The 2,320-nt window shown below is 70.2% G+C and carries 4 protein-coding genes; 1 reads left to right on the forward strand and 3 read right to left on the reverse strand.

What is annotated here, in order from left to right; genetic code table 11:
- The 3 genes from H7290_RS14735 to H7290_RS14745 form a co-directional block, all read right to left on the reverse strand.
- Window positions 1–359, reverse strand: a 359-nt coding sequence (locus H7290_RS14735) for a M50 family metallopeptidase (protein ID WP_290514773.1), incomplete at its 3' end; no start/stop codon positions are given.
- Window positions 360–430: 71 nt separating this feature from the next.
- The gene (locus tag H7290_RS14740; protein WP_290514774.1) at window positions 431–844 is read right to left on the reverse strand and encodes a tetratricopeptide repeat protein; all 414 of its coding nucleotides are present in this window, start codon (window positions 842–844) and stop codon (window positions 431–433) included.
- Window positions 845–906: 62 nt separating this feature from the next.
- A complete protein-coding gene (locus H7290_RS14745) occupies window positions 907–1,572 on the reverse strand; it encodes a hypothetical protein (protein ID WP_290514775.1) in 666 nt (221 codons plus the stop codon).
- A 143-nt stretch (window positions 1,573–1,715) separates the two neighbouring features.
- Between H7290_RS14745 and H7290_RS14750 the strand changes: the two genes are divergently transcribed.
- Window positions 1,716–2,320 (forward strand): metallophosphoesterase (locus H7290_RS14750; RefSeq protein ID WP_290514776.1); only part of this gene is annotated, 605 nt, incomplete at its 3' end.

Below are 2,320 nucleotides of genomic sequence, written 5' to 3' on the forward strand. Positions count from 1 at the left end.
CTGAGCCCGACCACGACGAGGCCGAACCAGTTGCGGATGAACACCAGCATCAGCGCAAGCGTGGCCAGCCCGACGTACAGGGCCACGGGGGTGAGGCCGCGCTGCACGAGCACGACCGACAGCAGCCCCAGCGCTGACGGTGCGAGGTAGCCCGCTGCCGCTGTCGCGATCATCCCCGGCCCCCGAGGCTTGCCGCTGGAGACCGTCAGCCCGGATGTGTCGGTGTGCAGGCTGATGCCGTTGAGTCGGCGCCCGGTCAGCACTGCGACGACAGCGTGTCCGGCCTCGTGGACGAGGGTTACGAGGTGTCGCGTCGCGGACCACACGGGCGGCAGGAGCACCAGCACGATGGCTGCCACTCCCGCCGCCCACGTGGGGTCGAGTGAGTCGAACGTTCCGCTGGGGTCCAGTGTCGTCAGGTGCAGTGTCCTCAGCCGATCTGTCCACTAGGTCGGTCGACGAGCTCGACCCTGGTGGCGTCGCGGTGGGACGCACCCATCGCTGAGGCGATCCGGTGGTGAACCGTGCCCTCGCGGTGACGGCTCTGGCGGTCGAGAGTCAGTCCGAGAGCAGTGTGTGCCCAGGCGCTCGTGGGCTCGTGCGCGACGAGGCGCGTGAACGCCTCCTCGGCGGGCTTCAGCTGGGCGGCAGCGAAGTGCGCCCGACCCAGCAGCTCCCAGCCGGCCCCGTTGCCGGGCTCGGCGTCGACGACCTTGCGAAGGACGCGCGCGGCGTCCCGCGGGAACCGCGAGTCGAGGAGCTCCTCACCGAGGCGGAAGGCGTCGAAGACTTCCATCCCCTCGATCTTCTCATCAGTGATGTGAGGGGGCATGTAGATGGTCATGAGGCCTCCTTCCAGTTGTCGTGCGCGTCAACGTCAGCTGGACGTCGTTCATTCCGGAGCCTCTACGGCGCCCCGGTCGCCCCGGGCGTGGGAGATGTCGGCGTCGCCGTGGGCTCGGGTGTCTGGACGGTGGGCGGCGGGGTCGTCGCAGTCGGGGCGGGGCTCGGGGCGGCCGTCGTGGGTGTTGCGGACGGGTCCGCGGTGGGGTTCTCGGTCGTGGCGGGGGTGTCCGACGGTGTCGGCGTCGACTGGTGCCCGCCGAACGGGTTGCCGATGCGCGGGTTGCCGGGGTCGGAGCCGAAGGGGGTGTCTGTCACCAGCTCGTACGCCCCAATGGCCGCGACCGACAGCGCCAGCACCGAGACGGTCGTGATGACGATGGGCTTCCAGCGCAGGCGGCCCGGCTTGTCGTCGACGACCTTGGCGCCGACGGCGGGGGAGCCTGACTCCTCGACGTCCTGGATTGCCTCGGCGATGTCACCGTCCTCGACGCGCTGCTGGACGACGGTGCCGGCTGCGGTCGTGACCAGCAGCGTGCGCCCCTTGTCGAGGGTCCGGCCGTAGAACGCGGTGCTGATGGTGATGACGAAGCTGCCCATCGCCGCGCCGATCAACGTCCCCGCAACACCGAGGCTGGACGCGATCCAAGCAGCCGTCACCGAGGCCAGAACGCTGGCAGCGACCTGGAACCAGGAGATCTCGGCGAGCGGACCGCGGCGTCGTGACATTGCGTCCAGCCTAGAGGTCGGTCCGAACCCGTTCGCGGCGCGACTCCCCATGCCTTGCGGGCCGGCCTCGGCGCGGCTCGTACGACACGACCGTGCGCCGGGTGTCGCAGACACTGACGGTGGCGGCGGATACGGTCATGTCCATGCGATTCGTGGCGACGGCTGACTGGCAGCTCGGGATGACCGCGCACTATCTTGGCGACGAGGCGCGGCCCCGGTTCGCCCAGGCTCGCATCGACGCGATCCGCAGCATCGGTCGCGTCGCGGCCGAGCGTGACGCCGCGTTCATCCTCGTGTGCGGCGACGTCTTCGAGTCCAACCAGCTCGACCGCGCCGTCGTGGCGCGTGCGTTCGACGCCCTGCGCGAGGTCACCGTGCCCGTGTGGTTGCTTCCCGGCAACCACGACCCGCTCGACGCCGCCTCGATCTACCGTTCGCGCGAGTTCGTCGACGGCTGCCCGGAGCATGTGCACGTGCTCGATACACCGGGTGTCCATCCGGCCGGGGACGGCGTCGAGATCGTGGCGGCCCCTTGGTTCAGCAAGGCACCGCTGGTCGACCTTGTCGCCGACGCGCTCGCCGACCTTGAACCTGCCGGGGAAGTTCCCCGGGTGGTCGCCGGTCACGGCACGGTCCTGGGCATCGACCGCGACAATCCTGCCGGCATCAGCGAGAGCGACCTGAGCGCTGCCATCTCGGCGGGTCTGGCCCAGTTCGCGGTGCTCGGCGACCGGCACTCCACGACCAG

The organism is Aeromicrobium sp. (genome assembly GCF_014378035.1).
GTDB lineage: Bacteria > Actinomycetota > Actinomycetes > Propionibacteriales > Nocardioidaceae > Aeromicrobium.